Origin of the sequence: Amycolatopsis sp. NPDC059027 (assembly GCF_042739735.1) — a bacterium.
Lineage (GTDB): Bacteria > Actinomycetota > Actinomycetes > Mycobacteriales > Pseudonocardiaceae > Amycolatopsis.
This window is the reverse complement of the sequence record NZ_JBHYIK010000075.1, coordinates 1-15150: the sequence shown is the minus strand read 5'-3', so window position 1 is coordinate 15150 and position 15150 is coordinate 1. Positions and strand designations below refer to the sequence as shown.

Below are 15150 nucleotides of genomic sequence, written 5' to 3'. Positions count from 1 at the left end.
CTCAGCAGAGCACGATCGGCCGCCCCGCGTAGGTCGCCGTGCGGTTTTCTCGCCGGACCTCGGCACCGGAATTGACGTCGTAGAGCACGCGAGTGTCCGAAACCGTGAAGCCCGGCGAACCGGACGACGGCTGACAAGCGCCCCCACCGGTACCGGGCCCGATCTGGATCGGCGGCGGGCTCAGGTCGCTCCGCCCACTGGCCGCGCTCTCGACGCGGAAACGCTTGGTCCCCCAGATCCGCACGGTCACCGAGTCACCGGAAGCCGTGGCCTGGATGGCGATCCCGGTCGGCGCGTCGTTGGTGATCTTGAGTTCGACCGGCGAACCGTCGGTGTTGACGGCTTTCGCGTCGCGGGCGGCGGGGTAGCGGTCGAGGTAGTAGTCGTGGGGCACGTGGCCGCCGTCGGCGAGCCCGGCGAGGTACGCCGCGTTGTAGAGCACCGACGCGAACTGCGAGACGCCACCGCCGACGACGTTCGGCCCGGTGCCGTCCTCGTTGACCGGGGCGGCGACATAGCCGTTTTCGGCGGTACGGGACCCCGAACGCGCCCCGAGACTGAACGTCTCCCCGGGTTTGACGACCGCGCCGCTCACCCGCGCGGCCAGGATCTGGTTGTTCGTCGCGATCGGCCCGGACATCCCGCCGACGGTGAACTCGCCGATCACGTCCTTGATGCCGAACGCGTTGGCCGCGTCCGTGGTCAGGCTCGGCTTCTTCGCGTCGTAGGTGACCCTCAGGTCCCGTCCGTCGGGCTTCGCGAGCACCTGGGTGAGCGGGACGAACGTCTTCTCCCAGTTGATCTTCCGCGCGTCCTCCGACGGTTTGACCGTGGGCCGGTCGGCCTCGAAGACGATCTCGGCGTCCTTGCCGTCGGTCTCGGTGGGCTTCAGCTCCGGCAGCACCGCGTCCCGCAGCTTGCCCTGGTCGATACGCACCTCGACGGCACCACCGTCCTTGCCCGCGAACTGGAACGAACTCGCGATGGCGGCCGGCTTCAGCACCGCGTCGCGGCCCTGCCCGTGGACGACCACCGGCTTGGCCACCGCCGGCGCGACGATCTTGTCCAGCACGGTGTGCACACCCGCCGAACTCGCCTTGACCGGGATGATGTTCATCCGGACGTCGATGCCGTGCGGGTTGAGCCAGCCGTCGGTGATCGCCTTGACCGCTCCGTCGACGTCGTCGAGCCGCTGCCCCTGCCGAGGTTCGATCGGGTAGGGCGTCACGCCGCCGTCGCTGCCCAGGATGGGCGTGAACCCGACCCCGCCCTCCACCACGGGATGGTCCAGCGTCGCCTCGGCGAGATCGCGGACGGACTGGGAGACGATCTTCGGATCCGACTTTGTCACCACACCGACCTCGCGCTGGGTGAAGAACGACAGGATCCGGGTGATCGGGCTGAGCGGCTGGTGGCCCGCCTGCTCGAGCGTGTTCGGCCAGTCGAGGCCGAGCCCGGACTCCGCGGGCACCAGCTGCGTGCGGACATCCCCGCCACGCACCGAAAACGGCTTCGTCAGCCTCGGCTCCAGCTCGCGATGCAGCTTGTCGGCGGCGTCGCGGTGGGTCAGCCCGCCGACGTCGATCCCGGCGACGGTGACCCCGCGCGGCACGTCACCGGCGCTGCTGATCAGGTCCGCGGCGTACAGGACGACGAACAACGCGATGACGCCGCCGACGAGCATGAAGACCTTGCCGAGGCCCTTGCGGAACTTCTTGGCGGGGGTGGGCGGCGGGACGACGTGCGGGCCTTCGAGCAGTTCCCCGGCGAGGTCGTCGTCCTCCTCCGCGAACGGCAGGAGATCGTCGCCGAACAGATCCGTGCTTTCGCCCGGTCTCGGTTCGTCGTGATGTTCGCGCACGCCCCTGCCTCCGGGTTCCCCTACCCCCGGCGCCGGCGCTACAGGTAGAGGCCGGTGCCGTGTTCAGTCCGTTCCGTCGCCACCGCGTGGATGTCCCGTTCGCGCATCACCAGGTGCCCTTCACCCTGGATCTCCACCTCGAGCTGATCCTCCGGGTTGAAGAGCACGCGATCACCCGTCTTGACGTTCCGCACGCTGGTGCCCACGCCCAGTACATCACCCCAGGCGAGCCTGCGCGCGACCTGAGCTGTGGCGGGGATCACGATGCCGCCGCTGCTCCGGCGTTCACCGTCCTCCGGGGACAACCGCACGAGCACCCTGTCGTGCAGCATCTGGATCTCGAGCTTCGGACCGTCGGACACGCACTCATGCTACTGATCTGCGACCGGTTCCTTCGGCTCGCCCGCCATGACGAGACTCAGCGCACGCTCGCCACCCTTTTCGAAGCGGACCGGGACACCCCAGTCCTGCCGGGTGATGCGGCACGCCGGGTGCTCGCCGCCGTCATCGCAGCTCGCGGCCTGCGCGACGACCTGCAGCACGCCCTCGGAAACGCCGTCGGCGAACCGGATCCGGCGGGTGAGGTCGGTGCCGACGCCACCGCCGTCCGCGAGCAGCTCAGGCGGCGACGCGCTGATCTCCAGCCGCGTCGACGGGCCGTACCGGTCGTCGAGCTTCTCACCGGGCGGCGGGGTGAACACGACGCTGAACTCGATATCGCCGGAGGCCAGCACGGTCGGCGGACGACGGACGGCGTGTGCCTCGCCCGCAACGGTCGTGGACTCGCCCTCGGGCAGCGGCGCGACCCGGTTGCCCGCGGACTCGACGACCAGCAGCTCCCCGTCGTGCACGAGCAGACCCTGCGGTTCGGCCAGCCCGGTGGCGAGCGTGCTGACCAGCTCGGTCGCCGGGTCGTAGCTCCGCACGGCGCCGTTGTACGTGTCGGCGATGGCGATCCGGCCGTCGGCCAGCACGGCGAGGCCGAGCGGATGCTGGAGAAGCGCTTTCTCGGCGGGCCCGTCGGTGTGACCGAAGGAAAACAGGTCGACGCCGATCGCGGTGTGCACGGTGAACGACTCGCCCGCAGGCTCGATCCAGCGCAGCGCCGACGTCTCTGCGTCGGCCAGCCACAGCTTGTCGCCGTCGACCGCGAGCCCGGACGTCTGCGCGAAGAACGCCTCGTGGACGTCGCCGTCTCGCAGGCCCTCGACCGTCGTGCCCGCAAAGCGCCGGATGGTCCCCGAAGCCGGGTCGAACACGCTCAGCGTGTGGTTGCCCGCCATGGCGACCACCACACCGCCGGCGGGTGCCCACCACACGACGTCCCACGGGCTGGTGAGGTCGACGTCGAGCGCGCGGCCGGTGTCGGTGCCGTTGCGCCACTGGTTGCCGGTGCCCGCGACCGTGGTGACCTCGCCGGTGTTGAGGTCGAGGCCGCGCAGCCGGTGTCCCGCCGAATCGGCGACCACGGCGTGGTAGCCGACGCGCTGGGCGATTTCGCCGGGCAGCAACGCGATTCCGGACGGCTCGGCGAAGGAGGCGACGTCGAACGGCCCGTCCTGGCCGCCACGCTGCCCGCTGCCGAACCTGCGGATGACGGTCTCGCCGTCGGAGGCGAACTCGACGATCGAGTGGTGCCCGGTGTCGGCCACCAGCACGCGGCCCTCGGTGGTGGTCACGGCCTTACTGGGGAACCGCAGCTCGCCGCGCTGCTCCTCGACCGGGACGTACGGGCTGCCACCGCGGCGCAGCGTGCCCTTGGCCTCGTGCTTGGTGACGAGGTCGGCGATGACGCGTCGCAGCGCCTCGGCGTGCCCCTCACCGGCGGCGACGTGCACGACATAGCCCTCGGGGTCGACGACGACCAGCGTCGGCCACGCGCGCACCGCGTATTGCGACCACATCTTCATGCCCGGGTCGTTGAGCACCGGATGATGCACCTCGTACCGGCGCACGGCGGCCTCGATCGAGGCCGCCTCGCCCTCGTGCAGGAACTTCGGGGAATGGACACCGATCGTGACCAGGACGTCCGCGAACTCCGCTTCGAGCGGGCGCAGTTCGTCCAGGACGTGCAGGCAGTTGATGCAGCCGCTGGTCCAGAAGTCGAGCAGCACAACGCGTCCGCGCAGCTCAGCGAGGGTGATCCGGCGGCCGCCGGTGTTCAGCCAGACGTCGCCCGCGAGCTCGGGGGCCCGCACGCGGGCCTGCGGTGGTGAAGAAGTCACGTCAAGAGTGAACTACATGTGCTCACGCAGTGTTCCGATGTCCGCGCCGTGAGAGGCCGAGCTCACCCAACAGGAGGAGGCCCCGCTCCGGAAAAGGAAAGGCGACGGCGCAAGACGCGACTTAGGCTCATGTCATGTCATCTGTCCAGCCGACCGGCGCGCTGACCCTCGAGGAGGCCCGCGCCGTCCAGGTAAGCCTCCAGGAGCCGGTGCGCCCCGGGCTGAGCGACGCCGAGCTCGACGAAGTCGAGAAGCGGTTCGGTTTCCGCTTCGCCGCCGATCATCGGACGTTCCTCGCCGCGGGCGTGCCCATCGGCGACCGGTGGCCCGACTGGCGTTGTGGCGACCCCGAACAGCTGCGCAAGCGCCTCGACTGGCCGGTCGACGGCGTGCTCTACGACGTCGAACACAACGCTTTCTGGCTGCCTGACTGGGGAATGCGCCCCATCGACCTCTCCGACGCGCTCGTGATGGCGCGACGGCATCTAGCTGAAGTCCCGCAGCTGGTCCCGGTGTGCGGGCACCGATATCTGCCCGCCATCGCGGGATCGACCGGCTATCCGGTGCTTTCGGTGTACCAGACCGACATCATCGTGTACGGCAACGATCTCCGGGACTACCTCGCGCACGAGTTCGGCGGCGAGCCGGTCGAGTCGAACACGGCTCCGCTGCGGGAAATCCCGTTCTGGTCCGGCCTGATCGAGTAGGCACCCAATGTCCGTGAATGCCACATTGAGGGAGTCAGAGTCCCTCAATGTGGCATTCACGGACCTGGTCAGGCGAGTTCCGCGGCGGTCTTCAGCCGGGCCAGCGTCGCGGCGATGTTGGCCCGGTTCGCCTCGGCACGCCGCCACACGCCGGTCGCGGTCGACGTCGGCAGCTTGAGCCAGCCGGGACGACGCTCCCAGGTGCTCTCGGTGACGACGCAGCGATCGGCCGCTTCCTGCTCGATGTCGTATTGCCAGCGCGAAATCGGCAGGCCGAGAAACGTGACATCGAAGGCGAAGCGCTTGCCGGGATCGGCGTCGGTGATGGTCGCGATGGTGCTCCAGCGACGCGGTCCGCGGCGGTTGTTCCCCCGGAAACGGGCCCCGACGGCGGCCGCGGAAGCCCCGCCCAGCCACTGGTGCCCGCTGTACTCCTCGGCGAGCCCTGCCAGCTTGCCGGGGTCGCTGACCAGGTCGTAGACCCGGTCCGGGGACGCGCCGATCTCGATCAGGCCGGTCGCGGTGGGCTCCGTCATTGGGCACCTCCATACCATCAGTACGGACACATACTGACAGTACGGAGGTTAGTTGTCACGCCAGAGGTTCGGCGACGACAGATTGTCGCCGCCGAACCGATTTGCTACGCCGCCTTGTCCCGGCTCATCGAGTGGACCTCGGCGTCGCCCGCCTGCTGACACGTCTCACCAGGTTCCGCCCGTTCCGGCGTCGCTGCTGACGCGGGTGATGTCACGGCCATGAAGAAGATTTTCGCTGTCAGCGGACGGTTGTACTTGGCCGCGATCCAGAACAGCGCGAGCATCAAGAGGACAAGGAACAACAACCCCACGAGCAGCAGACAAAGCACGCCAGGAGTCAACCGGCCAAGAGCAGCCACGAACGCCACAACACCAACCTCACCAGCGGCAGGTCCGAAGCATCCAACCACTATGTGCGGTGGTTTGGGAGCAGAAGATCGAGGCGCCTGAGCCTGCACAAGGCAGGGGAAACTAGCCGCGACAGAGCACTTCGGCTTCGGAGGACACAAGCCCGCGAAGTGCCCGCACACGATTTCGTGTGCTGATATCGGCCTAGAGAAATTAGTTTCGTATCAAAGCGCGTATCTCACGAGGGGCTCAAGTGTTTGCGGCCACACAGGCCAAGGTAACCCCTCTAGTCACAACTATATCACAAGCACCGTTAGTTGTCACGCCTCAGCATGCGGCTGACACCGGCGGCGACGGTCGACGCGAGGATCCAGCCGGACGCGGTGAACCCGGCCGCGACCCACTTGTCGACGCCGTGCATGTACCAGCGCGACTTGTTGCCGAAGTCGACGATCGGCACGAGCAGGTCCGCGGTGTAGATGACCGGGTTCCACTGGATCCCGGTGTCCTGGTTGTTGACCACGCAGCGCGGGCCCTTCGCGAGGACCTGCGTGGTGGGATCGGACGAATGCTCGTTGACGCAGGAATCCGTGCCGAACCCGAACCACAGGCTGCCGAGCACGAGCAGCGCCAGCAGCCAGCCGAGCGCGCGCACCGGCCGGTAGCCGTACCCGACCATCGACCGCTGCAGCCAGCTCCACAGCCGCACGCCGGGGCCGAACACCTTGAAGCCGCGGGCGAGCGCCTCGTAGCGGAACTGCTGTTTGCGCAACGCCACCGTGGACGCGTGTTCCTCGTTTCCGGACGCGCGCAGCATCGCGGCGAGCTGATCGTACGGCCCCGGCCGGTAACCGCCCATCGCCTTGCGCAGCAACGCGATGCGCTTGTCGAGCGCCTTGTCGTCGTCGAGCGCGATCTTGTTCTTCAGCGCGTCGTATCGGAAATCCTCCAGCTCGATCCCGCCGGTCGCGTCCCACAGTTCGTCGTTGTCGGCGAGCGTCCCGCAGTGCGCACGGCGCAACACCAGCCGCCCGGCCGGCGGTTCCTTGGGCGCCAGCGTGAATTCGTCGGCGGTGACGTCGCTGGCGTCCAGCGCGATGCCGTGCTCGGGCAGGGAACCCAGCTGAGCGCCGCTGAGGTCGACGCGCCGGGCGATCTGGGCGCCGTCGAGGTTGACCCCGCCCTCGGCGAGGAACTGGCGGTCCTTGTCCTCGGTGAGCATGAGGTCGCGGCCGATCCGCGCGGTGCGGACGTCGAGGGAGAAGCTGCTGGTGGAGCGCTTCCCCGGCTCGGAAAGCTTGGTACCGAACAGGTTTACGCTGCCGCCGACCTCGACGCCCTGCAGCCGCAACGTCCCTTCGAGGGTCGCGTCGGTGAGCTGCAGGTTCCCGGCGATCTTCGCGCGGCGCGCGGAGAACACATCCCGGTCGGGATGCAGCAGCATCGAGTTCCAGGCCAGCAGGTTGCCGCCGACCGTGATGTCCGACAGCCGCAGCTGCCCGCTCGGCACCCGCAGGCTGGTCGCCTCGATGTCACCACCGATCGTCGAGCCGTCGAGATGCAGTGCCCGGTCGTAGAACGGCGCGTGCTCACCGCGTTTGACCTTGATCTCGGCGCCGGCCAGCCGCAGCGAGCCGCCGATGCGCGCGTTGACCATCCGCAGCGTGCCGACCGCCTGGAGGCCGTCGCTCAGCTCGAGATTTCCGTCCACCTTCAGCCGGTCGGCGACGAACGCGGGCCGTGGATCGAGGTAGGGATCGTTGGACTTCCAGGCGTCCACCACGATGGGGCCGGTCTGGTTGGCCACCAGCCGCGCCTCGCGGAACACGATGTCACTGTCCACAGTGGCGCTTGGCAGATAGAGAATCCCGTTGGCGGAGAAGCGTTGCCGCTGGCTCGGCGGACCGTAGTTGTCGACCTCGCAGAGCAGGCTGCCGCCGATGTGCAGGCCGTTCCCGTTGAGCGCGAAGCCGTCCTTGTTGTTCAGCGTCGCGCCGGAGAAGTTGACGTTACCGCCGGCTCGCAGGCCGGGGATGCGGACCTCGCCGTGCGCCACCATGCGATACGCCAGCAACGCGCCGGTGACGACGAGCCGGTCCGCCTGGATCGCCTTGCCGCGCGGATGCGAAATCGTCGTGCGGGTCAGCACGACCGAGCCCTCGATGACGGCGTCGGTCAGGTTGACCGCGGCGTTCGGCTTGCCGCGTTCCCGATCGTCGCCACGCTGAATGGTGGTCTCGTCGAGCTCGTTGTCGTCGTCCTCGACCTCGACGACACTGCGGATCAGCCGGACGTCGTTGCGGCTGCGCATGTTGCGGGCCTTGAGCCCGGGCAGCCAGCACTTGCGGAACACCAGGCCGAGCAGGTTCGCCTCGCGCACGTCCGGCGGATGCTCGAACCGGCACCGCTCGAACCGGAACAGGAAGTTGAGGTTGGCCGCACGCAGATCGAACGTGCCGGTGATGTAGGCGTCCTCGACCTGCACGATCGGCGCGTTCGTGGCCTGACGGCGCCAGCGCAGGAGCCCGCCGGTGCCGGGCTTGAGCAGATCGGCCGCCTTGACCTCGTACCGCTTGTCGGGAACACCGGCGAACGGATCCAACGGTGCGAGCAGGTTGTCCGTCGACATCCCCGAAACCCCCTCCCGAGCAAGAGCATCCCTGTGACCCAAGGTAGCCAACCCACAGAATATGCGTGGCCGCTTTGGCCGAACCCGGCCGAAATACCCACAACGCACGAAGGAACCCGCACTCTCCGAGCGGAAAGTGCGGGTTCCGGGTTCACGCGTTCGGACTAAGCACCCGAGCCAGGAACGATTTCGTCCGTTCGTGTTGCGGGTTCCCGATGACCTGCTCCGGCGGCCCCTTTTCGACGACGACGCCGCCGTCCATGAACAGCACCGTGTCGGCCACCTCTCGCGCGAACTGCATCTCGTGCGTCACGACGACCATCGTCATGCCGTCCTGCGCGAGCTGCTTCATCACGCCGAGCACGTCGCCGACGAGTTCCGGGTCGAGCGCCGACGTCGGCTCGTCGAACAGCATCAGCTTCGGCTGCATCGCCAGCGCCCGCGCGATCGCGACCCGCTGCTGTTGACCACCGGACAGCTGGCCGGGGTAGCTGAAAGCCTTGTCGGCGAGACCGACCCGCTCCAGCAGCTCCAGCGCCCGCTGCCGCGCCTTGGCCTTCGGCTCGCGCCGGACCTGGACCGGCGCCTCCATGACGTTCTCCACCGCGGTCATGTGCGGGAACAGGTTGAAGCGCTGGAACACCATGCCGATGTCCTTGCGCTGCAACGCGATTTCCTTCTCGCGCAGCTCGTGCAGCTTGTCACCACGCTGCTGGTAGCCGACCAGCACACCGTCGACGTAGAGCCGCCCGGCGTCGATTTTCTCGAGGTGGTTGATGCAGCGCAGCAGCGTCGACTTGCCCGAACCGGACGGGCCGATCAGGCACAGCACCTCGCGTTCGTGCACTTCGAGGTCGATGCCCTTGAGCACGTCGACCCTGCCGAAGCTCTTGCAGATCCGCTGCGCGGAAACGACCGGCGTCGTCATGCCGTCGCACCTCCCTGTCCGCCGCCACCTTGGCCGGACCGGAAGCCAAGCATTCGAGACCCCCACTTCGTCCGTTCCGCGACGTCTCTCGATGTCCCGCGGGCGAAGTACTTCTCCAGGAAGTACTGGCCCACCGTCAACACCGACGTGAGGAAGAGGTACCAGATCGCCGCGACGATGAGCAGCGGCACCGTCAGGTAGTTCTGCGAGTAGATCGTCTGCGCGGCGACCATCAGCTCGAAGTACCCGATGACCACGACCAGCGACGTCGTTTTGAGCATCGAGATCGTCTCGTTCCCGGTGGGCGGGATGATCACGCGCATCGCCTGCGGCAGGATGATCCGCCGCAACGTGGTCGTCCGCTTCATGCCGAGCGCGCTGGAGGCTTCGAGCTGCCCGCTGTCGACGGACTGGATACCGCCACGCACGATCTCCGCCATATACGCCGCTTCGTTGAGCCCGAGCCCGAGCAGCGACGCGGTGAACTGGTTGATCAGCGTGTTGGTGTCCCAGCTGAAGAAGGTCGGGCCGAACGGGATGCCCAGCCCGATCCGGGAGTACGCCAGCGCGAGGAAGTTCCAGATCACCAGCTGGGTGAGCACCGGCGTCCCACGGAACAGCCAGACGTACACGGCGGCCGCGCCGGACATCAGCGGGTTCGGCGACAACCGCATCACCGCGAGCAGGATCCCGCCGACGATGCCGATGATCATCGCCACCACGGTCAGGATCAGGGTGTTCTGCAGGCCTTGCAGAATCCGGTAGTCGAAGAGGTACTCGCCGACGACCGGCCAGTGGAGCGCGTCATTCGTGACCACGCTGCGGACCACGATGAAGGCGAGGAAGAGGACGATCACCCCGGCGACCCAGCGACCGTAATGGCGCACCGGGACAGCGCGGATGGGCTCGGCTTCGAGCGGCGCCTCCGGCTGAGGAGGCGCCGCTTCGGGGTTCTGCGACACGAGAACTAAGTCCTAACTAGGCGTGTCAGGAGGCGGACGGGTTGATCTCCGACTTCGTCAGCACCCCGACCGGGTTCAGCTTCCACTTGTCGATGAGCTTCTGCATCGTGCCGTCGTCCATCAGCTTCTGCACGGCGCCCTGCACGGCCTTGCCGTAGTCACCGCTGTTCTTCTTCAGCACGATGCCATAGGGCAGGCTGTCGTACGGATCGCCGACGCGCTCCATCTGCCCGTTGGTCTGGGTGATGGCGTAGTCGATGACCGGCGAGTCGGCCAGCTCGCCCTGGACGCGCTTGGCGTTCAGTGCAAGGTTCACATCGGTCTGGGCCTGCAGCTGGGTGATGTTGATGGCGGGCTTGCCGGACTCGGTGCACTTCTTGTTCTTCGCGTCGAGGTCCTCGACCTGCGTAGTGCCCTTCTGCACGGCGATGTTCTTGCCGCACAGGGTGTCGGGGGTCAGCTTTTCCGGGTTGCCCTTGAGCACGCCGAGCGACGTACCGGCCTTGTAGTAGGAGATCATGTCGACCGTCTTCATGCGGTCGGCATTGATGGTGAACGACGAGATCGCCATCTCGTACTTGCTGGCCTCGACGCCGGGGATGATCCCGGAGAAGTCGGAGTTCTGGAACTCGCTCTGCAGGCCGAGCACCTGGGCAACCGCGGTGCCGAGGTCGACGTCGAAGCCGACCGGCTTGCCGTTCTCGACGAACTCGTTCGGCGGATAGCTCTGGTCCTGTCCGAAAAGGATCTTGCCGTCGGCCTTCACGCTGTCCGGCACGAGCGCGGCCAGCTTGTCGTCCTTGGCGGCCGGCTTGATCTCCGTGGCCGCACCGGGCGCGCCGCTGCTCTTCGTGGCGGCGGGCGCGCCGCTTCCGCCCGCACCGCACGCCATGGTCAGGCCGACCAACGCGAACGCCGGGAGCAGCGCGAACGCCTTCACTTGGGGTCCTCGGGCCACGTTGTTACTCCTCGTAGTCTCAAGCTGTCGAGTGCTCGCATACTGCCACTCATCGGAGGTCTAGCACAGCACCGGGACGTTACGGCGCCGTTTCGCCGGACCGGGTTCTGACTGTCGGTATCGCGCCGGACGGGCAGCGTGAGCGAGGATGACGACCATGACCAACAACCCGGTGCCCCGCCTGCCTCCCGCCGGACGACGTGCGCGACCCGCGCAGCGACGACGGACCTCGCGGCCGGGTGCGCAGTTCGACGGCTATCTCGCGCCGCAGCGGCCGCACGCGGACGCCTACGACGAGATGTTCGCCGCCGACGGCACGGTCCGCGGGCCGTACCGGGCGCTGTACCAGTCGATCGCGGCGCTGGACGCCAACGACCTGACCGCCCGCTCGGCCGCACTGGACCGGGCGATGGTCGACCAGGGCATCACGTTCTCCCTGTCCGGGCAGGAACGGCCGTTCCCGCTCGACCTGGTTCCGCGCGTAATCCCTTCGGCCGAATGGAGCAAGCTCGAACGCGGGGTGGCGCAACGGGTACGAGCGCTGGAGGCGTTCCTCGCCGACGTCTACGGCGATCGCCAGATCCTGCGGGACGGTGTGCTGCCGCGACGGCTGATCACCTCGTGCGAACACTTCCAGCGCGAGGCCTACGGCATCAACCCGCCCAACGGCGTCCGTCTCCATGTGTCCGGTGTGGACCTCGTGCGGGACGAGGAAGGTACGTTCCGGGTACTGGAGGACAACCTCCGCAACCCGTCCGGGGTGTCGTACGTGATGGAAAACCGCCGCACGATGGCGCGGGTGTTCCCGGATCTGTTCGCCCAGCACCGGGTGCGGCCGGTCGGCGACTACGCGTCACATCTGCTGCGGGCGCTGCGCGCGGCGGCAGCGTCCAATGTGGCCGATCCGACGGTCGTGGTGCTGACGCCGGGTGTCTACAACTCGGCCTACTTCGAGCACTCCCTGCTGGCGCGGCTGATGGGCGTCGAGCTGGTCGAAGGCCGCGACATGTTCTGCCGGGACAATGTCGTCTACCTGCGTACCACCGAGGGCGAGAAGCAGGTCGACGTGATCTACCGGCGCATCGACGACGAGTTCCTCGATCCGGTGCACTACCGGCCCGACTCCGTACTCGGTGTGGCCGGGGTGCTGAACGCCGCCCGTGCGGGCAACGTCGTGGTGGCGAACGCGATCGGCAACGGCGTAGGCGACGACAAGCTCGTCTACACCTACGTGCCCGAAATGGTGAAGTATTACCTGAACGAGAAGCCGCTACTGCCCAATGTGGACACTTTCCGCTGCTGGCTGCCGGACGAGTTCGACCACGTGATGTCCCATTTGGACGAACTGGTGATCAAACCCGTCGAGGGTTCCGGCGGGTACGGGATCGTGTTCGGCCCGGAGGCGACCGCCGCCGAACTGGCCACGCTCCGGCGCAAGGTCAAGGCGAACCGGCGCGGCTGGATCGCCCAGCCGGTGGTCCAGCTCTCCACCGTGCCGTCCAAAGTGGACGACAGGCTGGCGCCGCGGCACGTCGACCTCCGGCCGTTCGCGGTCAACGACGGCAAGGAGATCTTCGTGCTGCCCGGCGGGCTGACAAGGGTCGCACTGCCGGAGGGCAGCCTGGTGGTCAACTCCTCGCAGGGCGGCGGCTCCAAGGACACCTGGGTGCTCGCGGCCCGGTCGTCCACCGCCGAGCGCGAGCTGGACCGGCCCGCGCTCGGCGAGGTGTCCGCTGTGGACGGTCTGATCGCCGAACAGGGGCCGGAACTTTCCACGTCACAGCAACAACAGCAACAGCAGCAGAACTAAGGGAGGTTCGTAGTGCTGGCACGCAACGCGGAGTCGCTGTACTGGATCGGCCGGTACGTCGAACGCGCCGACGACACCTCCCGGATCCTCAACGTCTCGGTGCACCAGCTGCTGGAGGACGCGACCGTGGACCCGGACCACGCGAGCCGCCAGTTGCTGGCGGTGCTCGGTATCCCGGCCGAGGTCGAGTCCTTGGACGTGTGGAAGCTGACCGAACTGGTCGCCTACGCGAAGGACAACCCGGCGTCGATCGTCGGCTCGATCAACTCCGCGCGGGAGAACACCCGGGGCGCGCGCGAGGTCGTCTCGACCGAGTTGTGGGAATGCCTGAACGCGACGTGGAACGCGGTGCCGGACCGGCAGCGGTACGCCCGCCGCGCCGGACCACACGCCTTTCTGTCCTTTGTGGAGGAACGAGCGGCGATGTTCGCCGGACTCGCCGACTCGACGATGAGCCGCGACGACGGCTGGCTGTTCATGGTGCTCGGCCGCTCGATCGAACGCGCGGACATGATCGTCCGGCTGCTGCTCTCGCGGGTCTCCGATCGTGCCTCCTCGCCGGGCTGGATCACCGTGCTGCGCTCGGCGGGCGCGCAGGACACCTACCTACGGACCTACCGGGGTGCGCTGGACGCCGGACGCGTCGTGCAGTTCCTGATGCGGGACACCCTGTTCCCACGTTCGGTGTTCCACGCGCTGCGCCAGGCCGAGGACTGCCTGCAACGGCTCGACCCCGGCGGCGGCGCGCGTCACAACGAGCAGTCGGAGGCGCTGCGCGAACTCGGCAGGGCACGCAGCGAGCTGGAGTTCCTGCGGCCGTCGGACCTGCTGGAGGATCTGCCCCGGCGGCTCGGCTCCCTTCAGACGTCCATAAAGGACATCGGCGAGTCGGTTTCGATGCAGTACTTCCACACGTCACCGTGGGTGGCCTGGAGCGGCGCGGAGGTTTCGCTGTGACGTGGCAGCTTCGGGTGGCGCACCGGACGGGTTACCGGTACGCGACGCCCGCGACCCAGTCGTACAACGAGGCCCGGCTGACCCCGCGTTCGGACCGGCGCCAGACCACGGTCGCGACGCGCATCGAGACGACGCCGGCCACGCGTGCGTACCGGTACACGGACTACTGGGGCACCGTGGTCACGTCGTTCGACCTGCACGCGCCGCACACGGAGTTCACCGTGCTCGCGACGTCGGTCGTCGAGACCGCCGACGAGGCCGAACCGATCCGCACGGCCACGTGGAAGGAACTGCACAGCGACACCGTCGTCGACCACCGGACCGAGTACCTGACGCCGACGCCGTACGCCCCGCGCGATCCCGAACTGTCCAAAGTGGCCCGTGACCTGCGCAAGGGACTGGACCCGGCGGACGCGGTGCTTTCGGTGTGCGAGTGGGTCAACAAGCAGCTGAAGTACCAGCCGGGGACGACCGGGGTGCACAGCACGGCGACGGACGCGTGGCGGGCACGCGAGGGCGTGTGCCAGGACTTCGCCCACGTCACGCTGGTGATGCTGCGAGCGATCGGGATCCCCGCGCGGTACGTCTCGGGCTACCTCCACACGAAGCCGGAGGCGAAGCTGGGCGAGGTCGTCGCCGGGGAAAGCCACGCCTGGGTGGACGTCTGGACCGGCGGCTGGTGGGCCCACGACCCGACGAACGCGATCCCTGTCGGTCCCCGGCACGTCTGGGTCGCGACCGGCCGCGACTACGCCGACGTGGCGCCGTTGAAGGGAATCTTCACCGGGGGCGGCCAGTCCACATTGGACGTCTCGGTGGAACTGACCCGATTGGCCTGAGCCGGCTGTTTTGTTGCGCGGTCCGCAACCCGGGGTGTCCCCGGGCAGACCCCTTTGACGTGTGAACCCTTCACGGGTTGCGCCGGGTAGTCAGTAATTTATGTTTGCCTGCAGGAGCAACCCGGTCCTCAGCTCGCCCGTCTGGACAGGCAAAGAGCGAAAAATCTTTCACAAGGGGGAAGACACACCATGAACAAGCGCCTGCTCGCCCTCGTCCCGGCCGCCGTCGCCGGCGGTGCCCTGCTGCTGTCGTGGGGGGGGGGGCCCCCCCCCCCCCCCCCCCCCCCCCACACCCCCCCCCCCCCCCCCCCCCCCCCCCCCCCCCCCCCCCCCCACCCCCCCCCCCCCCCCCCCCCCCCCCCCCCCCCCCCCCCCCCCCCCCCCCCCCCC

Annotated in this window: 13 protein-coding genes; 4 read left to right on the top strand and 9 right to left on the bottom strand. The window is 68.1% G+C overall.

Going from position 1 to position 15150, the window contains the following annotated elements:
* Nucleotide 1: 1 nt before the first annotated feature.
* The 3 genes from ACFWY9_RS36830 to ACFWY9_RS36820 are packed head-to-tail and all read right to left on the bottom strand — an operon-like array spanning nt 2 to nt 4059.
* The gene (locus tag ACFWY9_RS36830; RefSeq protein ID WP_378326357.1) at nt 2-1861 is read right to left on the bottom strand and encodes a VanW family protein; all 1860 of its coding nucleotides are present in this window, start codon (nt 1859-1861) and stop codon (nt 2-4) included.
* A gap of 38 nt (nt 1862-1899) precedes the next feature.
* Nucleotides 1900-2193: a GroES family chaperonin gene (locus tag ACFWY9_RS36825; RefSeq protein WP_378326383.1), complete on the bottom strand. Its 294-nt coding sequence runs from the start codon at nt 2191-2193 to the stop codon at nt 1900-1902.
* Between the two features lie 39 nt (nt 2194-2232).
* Nucleotides 2233-4059, bottom strand: a complete 1827-nt coding sequence (locus ACFWY9_RS36820; RefSeq protein WP_378326384.1) for an NHL domain-containing thioredoxin family protein — start codon at nt 4057-4059, stop codon at nt 2233-2235.
* A gap of 161 nt (nt 4060-4220) precedes the next feature.
* Between ACFWY9_RS36820 and ACFWY9_RS36815 the strand changes: the two genes are divergently transcribed.
* Nucleotides 4221-4793, top strand: a complete 573-nt coding sequence (locus ACFWY9_RS36815; protein ID WP_378326358.1) for a hypothetical protein — start codon at nt 4221-4223, stop codon at nt 4791-4793.
* Nucleotides 4794-4861: 68 nt separating this feature from the next.
* Here ACFWY9_RS36815 and ACFWY9_RS36810 read toward each other — a convergent pair whose 3' ends face one another.
* The 6 genes from ACFWY9_RS36810 to ACFWY9_RS36785 all read right to left on the bottom strand — a co-directional run bounded on the left by ACFWY9_RS36810 (nt 4862) and on the right by ACFWY9_RS36785 (nt 11154).
* A complete protein-coding gene (locus ACFWY9_RS36810; RefSeq protein WP_378326359.1) occupies nt 4862-5329 on the bottom strand; it encodes an SRPBCC family protein in 468 nt (155 codons plus the stop codon).
* Nucleotides 5330-5433: 104 nt separating this feature from the next.
* Nucleotides 5434-5697: a hypothetical protein gene (locus ACFWY9_RS36805; protein WP_378326360.1), complete on the bottom strand. Its 264-nt coding sequence runs from the start codon at nt 5695-5697 to the stop codon at nt 5434-5436.
* 293 nt (nt 5698-5990) lie between these two features.
* Nucleotides 5991-8306 (bottom strand): oxidoreductase, encoded by a 2316-nt coding sequence (locus ACFWY9_RS36800; RefSeq protein ID WP_378326361.1) that lies wholly within the window; start codon nt 8304-8306, stop codon nt 5991-5993.
* 151 nt (nt 8307-8457) lie between these two features.
* Nucleotides 8458-9234 (bottom strand): amino acid ABC transporter ATP-binding protein, encoded by a 777-nt coding sequence (locus ACFWY9_RS36795; RefSeq protein ID WP_378326362.1) that lies wholly within the window; start codon nt 9232-9234, stop codon nt 8458-8460.
* Complete coding sequence (locus ACFWY9_RS36790) at nt 9231-10196, bottom strand: amino acid ABC transporter permease (protein ID WP_378326363.1); 966 nt, start codon at nt 10194-10196, stop codon at nt 9231-9233. Before ACFWY9_RS36790 ends, ACFWY9_RS36795 begins: the two co-directional genes overlap by 4 nt.
* Before the next feature lie 25 nt (nt 10197-10221).
* Complete coding sequence (locus ACFWY9_RS36785; RefSeq protein WP_378326364.1) at nt 10222-11154, bottom strand: ABC transporter substrate-binding protein; 933 nt, start codon at nt 11152-11154, stop codon at nt 10222-10224.
* Nucleotides 11155-11302: 148 nt separating this feature from the next.
* Between ACFWY9_RS36785 and ACFWY9_RS36780 the strand changes: the two genes are divergently transcribed.
* From ACFWY9_RS36780 to ACFWY9_RS36770, 3 genes are read left to right on the top strand one after another with little or no spacing between them, the layout of a single operon-like run.
* Nucleotides 11303-12964: a circularly permuted type 2 ATP-grasp protein gene (locus tag ACFWY9_RS36780; protein WP_378326365.1), complete on the top strand. Its 1662-nt coding sequence runs from the start codon at nt 11303-11305 to the stop codon at nt 12962-12964.
* A 12-nt stretch (nt 12965-12976) separates the two neighbouring features.
* Entirely contained in the window at nt 12977-13921 is a 945-nt protein-coding gene (locus tag ACFWY9_RS36775) for an alpha-E domain-containing protein (protein ID WP_378326366.1), read from the top strand.
* Nucleotides 13918-14760 (top strand): transglutaminase domain-containing protein, encoded by an 843-nt coding sequence (locus ACFWY9_RS36770; protein ID WP_378326368.1) that lies wholly within the window; start codon nt 13918-13920, stop codon nt 14758-14760. Before ACFWY9_RS36775 ends, ACFWY9_RS36770 begins: the two co-directional genes overlap by 4 nt.
* The last annotated feature ends 390 nt before the right edge of the window (nt 14761-15150 follow it).

Excerpts from the sequence above, each read along its gene's own strand:
- ACFWY9_RS36825 (WP_378326383.1), bottom strand. The coding sequence starts at position 2,193 with ATGCTGCACGACAGGGTGCTCGTGCGGTTGTCCCCGGAGGACGGTGAA.
- ACFWY9_RS36815 (WP_378326358.1), top strand. The coding sequence starts at position 4,221 with ATGTCATCTGTCCAGCCGACCGGCGCGCTGACCCTCGAGGAGGCCCGC.
- ACFWY9_RS36810 (WP_378326359.1), bottom strand. The coding sequence starts at position 5,329 with ATGACGGAGCCCACCGCGACCGGCCTGATCGAGATCGGCGCGTCCCCG.
- ACFWY9_RS36800 (WP_378326361.1), bottom strand. The coding sequence starts at position 8,306 with ATGTCGACGGACAACCTGCTCGCACCGTTGGATCCGTTCGCCGGTGTT.
- ACFWY9_RS36795 (WP_378326362.1), bottom strand. The coding sequence starts at position 9,234 with ATGACGACGCCGGTCGTTTCCGCGCAGCGGATCTGCAAGAGCTTCGGC.
- ACFWY9_RS36780 (WP_378326365.1), top strand. The coding sequence starts at position 11,303 with ATGACGACCATGACCAACAACCCGGTGCCCCGCCTGCCTCCCGCCGGA.